The 4,001-nt window shown below is 68.8% G+C and carries 3 protein-coding genes; all 3 read left to right on the top strand.

The annotated features are described in order from the left end of the window. Window positions 1–890 (top strand): TRAP transporter TatT component family protein (locus ACIQ09_RS21830; RefSeq protein ID WP_398314470.1); only part of this gene is annotated, 890 nt, incomplete at its 5' end. Between the two features lie 31 nt (window positions 891–921). Next, window positions 922–1,926 carry a TRAP transporter substrate-binding protein DctP gene (gene dctP / locus ACIQ09_RS21825; protein WP_398314468.1) on the top strand — a complete coding sequence of 335 codons (1,005 nt, stop codon included), beginning with the start codon at window positions 922–924 and terminating at the stop codon, window positions 1,924–1,926. Between the two features lie 8 nt (window positions 1,927–1,934). Continuing rightward, a complete protein-coding gene (locus ACIQ09_RS21820) occupies window positions 1,935–3,743 on the top strand; it encodes a TRAP transporter large permease subunit (RefSeq protein ID WP_398314466.1) in 1,809 nt (602 codons plus the stop codon). The last annotated feature ends 258 nt before the right edge of the window (window positions 3,744–4,001 follow it).

Below are 4,001 nucleotides of genomic sequence, written 5' to 3'. Positions count from 1 at the left end.
GCCCCGGGCACACCCTCGCCCGGGCTCTGCTCGTTCCCCTGCTGGCTCTGGGCCTCTCCGCCTGCGCCCCCCGGCAGCTGGTGCTGGGCGAGCTGGCCGACAGCCTGGCGAACCAGGGGCAGTCGGCGGAGGCCGATCCCGAACTGGCGCGGGATGCCGCAGCCTTCTACCTCAAACTGTCCGAATCGGTGCTCCGGGAGCAACCCGGGCATCTGCCCCTGGCCGGTGCCGTGGCCGGCGGTTTCACCCAGTACAGCTATGCCTTCGTAGCCTTTGAGGCTGATCGCCTGGAGGCCTCCGATGCCCGGGCTGCGGCCCGCCTGCGCAGCCGGGCCGCAAGCCTCTACCGCCGCGGCCGCGACCACGCCCTTGCCGCCCTGGAGACTCGTCGCCCGGGCCTGCGCCGCCAGCTGGAGGGGCAGGACATCCTCCCGCCCCTGGCCCCCCAGCACATCCCTGTTGCCTATTGGGCAGCCGCCGCCTGGGGTGGGCTGATCTCGCTCTCCAAGGACGACCCCGACACCGTGGCCGACCTGCCCGCCGCGATACGCCTGGCTCAGCTCGCCTGGGCCGGCAACCCGGCATACGGCGATGGCGCCCTTGCCAGCCTGATGGGCAGCTTTGAAGCGGCCCGCCCGGGTGGCAGCCGTCAGCAGGCCGAGGCCTATTTCGATGAGGCTCTGCGCCTCGGTGCCGGGCGTAACGCCGGCGCCTTCGTGGCCAAGGCCGAGGGCATTGCCCAACCCGCTGGCGACAAGGCCGCCTTCCTGGCCCTGCTGGAGCAGGCCATGGCCGTGCGCGACGCCCCCGGCAGCCCCTTGACCCTCTCCAACGCCGTCATGCGCCGCCGCGCCGAATGGCTGATCCAGACCGCCGACGACCTGTTCTGATCCCCCTGCCTTCATTTACCGGACCTCCTCCATGCCCAAACCCGGCCGCCTCGCCGCCCTCGCCCTCGGTCTGCTCCTCGCCCTCCCGGCCCTTGCCGCGCCCCAGCTGCGCATCGGCACCCTGGCCCCCAAGAACTCCCTCTACCACCGCCAGCTGATGGAGGTGGGCGAAGCCTGGCGCGCTACCCAGGGCGAAGGCGCCAAGTACGTGATCTACCCGGACGGCAGCCAGGGCGGCGAAACCGACATGGCCCGGCGCATGCGCATCGGCCAGCTGCAAGGCGCCCTGCTGTCGGTGGTGGGCCTTCGCGAAATCGAGCCGACCATCTCTGCCCTCCAGTCCATGCCCCTGCTCTTCCGCAGCTGGGACGAGGTGGACTACGTGCGCGAGAAGATGCGCCCGGCCATGGAAAGAAAATTCCTCGACAAGGGCTTCGTGGTGCTGGCCTGGGGCGATGCGGGCTGGGTACGCTTCTTCTCGAAGGAGACCGCCGTGCGCCCGGACGATTTCAAGAAGATGAAGTTCTTCACCTGGGCCGGTGAAACCGAGCAGCAGGAGATCATGAAGAGCCTGGGCTACACCCCGGTGCCCCTGGAAACCAGCGACATCCTGCCCTCCATCCAGACCGGCATGATCAACGCCGTGCCGGCCACCCCCTATTTCGCGCTGGCCAGCCAGGTGTATACCTCCGCACCGCACATGCTCGACATCAACTGGGCACCCATCGTCGGCGCCCTGGTGGTGACGAAGAAGAGCTGGGACGAGATGACACCGGCTGCCCAGGGTGCCCTGCGCGAGGCCGGCGCCAAGGCCGGCCTGCAGATGCGCACCCGGGCCCGTCAGGAAGTGGATGAGGCCGTCACCGCCATGAAGAAGCGCGGCCTGCAGGTGCACACCCCGACAGCAGAGCAGCTGCAGGAATGGCAGGCCCTGGCCGACAAGCTCTATCCGCGCATCCGCGGCCACATGGTGCCGGCCGAAACCTTCGACGAAGTCTTCGCTCTGCTCAAGGCCTATCGGGCCGGCAAGCGCTGAGCCCCGCCATGCGCCGCTTTCCGGCTATCGATGAAGCCATCGCCTCCACGGCGCTGGCGCTGATGACCCTCATCCCGCTGGTCGAGATCGCCCTGCGCCCTCTGCACGGCAAGGGTATCGCCAACGCCGCCATGCTGGTCCAACACCTGGGCCTGGCCGTCGCCATGTTCGGCGCGGTGCTGGCGGAACGGGGAGGCCACCTGAGCACCCTGGGCAACGGCTTTGCCAACGCACGCAGCCCGTGGCTGAAGCAGGCGGCAGGGGTGTTCGCCAACGGTGGCGCGGCTATCCTCTCGGGCATGCTCGGCGCCGCCAGCTGGACCTTTGTGGCCAGCGAGATGGAGGGCGGACGCGAACTCGCCTACGGCATTCCCGTATGGGCCGTGCAGGCCCTGATGCCTGCCGGCTTCGTGATCCTCGGTGTGCGCCTGGGCAGCCGCTGTGCGCCCCATCGCGTGGCCGGCCTGCTGTTGGGCCTGGCCCTGGCCGGCATGGGCTTCACCTTCGCCCTGCATTTCGATGGGACGCCCCTTCCCCTGGCCCCCTTTGCCGTCGGCCTCGTGCTCGTGCTGCTGGCCGGGGCGCCGATCTTCGCCATCCTCGGCGGCCTGGCCCTGGCCCTGTTCTGGGCGGAAGGCCAGCCCCTGGCCTCGGTGCCCCTCAGTCATTACCAGATCACCGTCAATCCATCATTGCCCGCCCTGCCCCTGTTCACCCTGGCCGGGCTGGTGTTTGCCCGCAGCGGCGCGGCCGGTCGCCTGGGCACCCTGTTCACCGCCAGCTTCGGTGGCGGCCCCACCGGCACGGTAATCGCGGCGGCCCTGCTGTGTTCATTCTTCACCGCCTTCACGGGCGGCAGCGGTGTGACCATCCTGGCCCTCGGCGGCTTGCTGCTGCCACTGCTCAAGGACGCCGGCTTTCCCGAGCGCAAGGGCATCAGCCTGGTCACCAGCGCCAGCGCCCTGGGCGTGCTGCTGGCGCCCTCGGTGCCGCTGATCATGTACGCCATCATCGCCCGGGTGCCCATCCACAGCATGTTCCTGGCGGGCATCCTGCCGGCGCTGGTGATGGTGGCCTTCCTGCTGGTGGTGGGTGGCTATCTGCGCCCTGCCCGCCTGGTCGCAGCTGCGCCCGACTTGCCCCGTGCCGACCTGCGTCAGGCCCGGACCGCCGCCTGGGCCGCCCGCTGGGAGATCCTGGCTCCGGTGCTGGCCATCGGCTCCCTGATCAGCGGCCTGGCCACTCCCACCGAGAGCGCAGCCCTCACCGCGGCCTACGCCATCCTCACCCAGGCGGTGGCCCACCGGGAACTGGACTGGCCCCTGCTGCGCCGCTGTCTGGCTGACTGCACCCAGGTGATCGGTGGCGTGATGGTGATCCTGGGCATGGCCCTGGGCCTCACCAACTATCTGGTGGATGCCGGCATCCCGGACGCGGCGGTGGAATGGGTGCAGGCCGCCCTGCCCAACAAGTTCGCCTTCCTGGTGGCCCTCAATGCCTTCCTGTTCCTGGCCGGCGCGCTGATGGAGATCTACGCCGCCATCGTCGTGCTGGTGCCCCTGCTGTTGCCGGTGGCCCTGAGCTATGGCATCGACCCGGTGCACTTCGGGGTGATCTTCCTGGCGGTGATGGAGATGGGCTTTCTCTGCCCCCCGGCGGGCATGAACATCTTCTTCGCCTCGGCCATGTTCGCCCGGCCGGTCAAGGAGATTGCCATCTCGGTACTGCCGGCCCTGCTGGCGATCTTCCTGGGGGCACTCGTCATCTCATGGATCCCCTGGCTGGCCACCGGGCTGCCAAGCTTGTTTGGAGGATAGGGCCGCGCGGCGATGTGAGTCCTCCAGCCAGCCGCTGGAGAACGTCTTGTTGTGGGGTCGAATTCATTGGCGCTGTTCGCGTTAAGTGTGGAAAGCGTTTTCGCTTCGACAGGTAAGGCTTGAGCCCTTGCTTACGGGCTTTCCGATGTTTTGCGTATCGTTGGCCGGGATTTCGCCCCGGCGGGCGACCTCCTTTCTTGCTTCGCCAAGAAAGGAGGCAAAGAAGGCGACCCGCCACCCCCGGTCGGCCTGCGGCCG

The sequence above is a fragment of the Zoogloea sp. genome, from assembly GCF_044344315.1.
Taxonomy (GTDB): Bacteria; Pseudomonadota; Gammaproteobacteria; order Burkholderiales; family Rhodocyclaceae; genus Zoogloea.
Note: the sequence above shows the minus strand (reverse complement) of the source record. Positions and strands in the feature narration are given on the sequence as shown.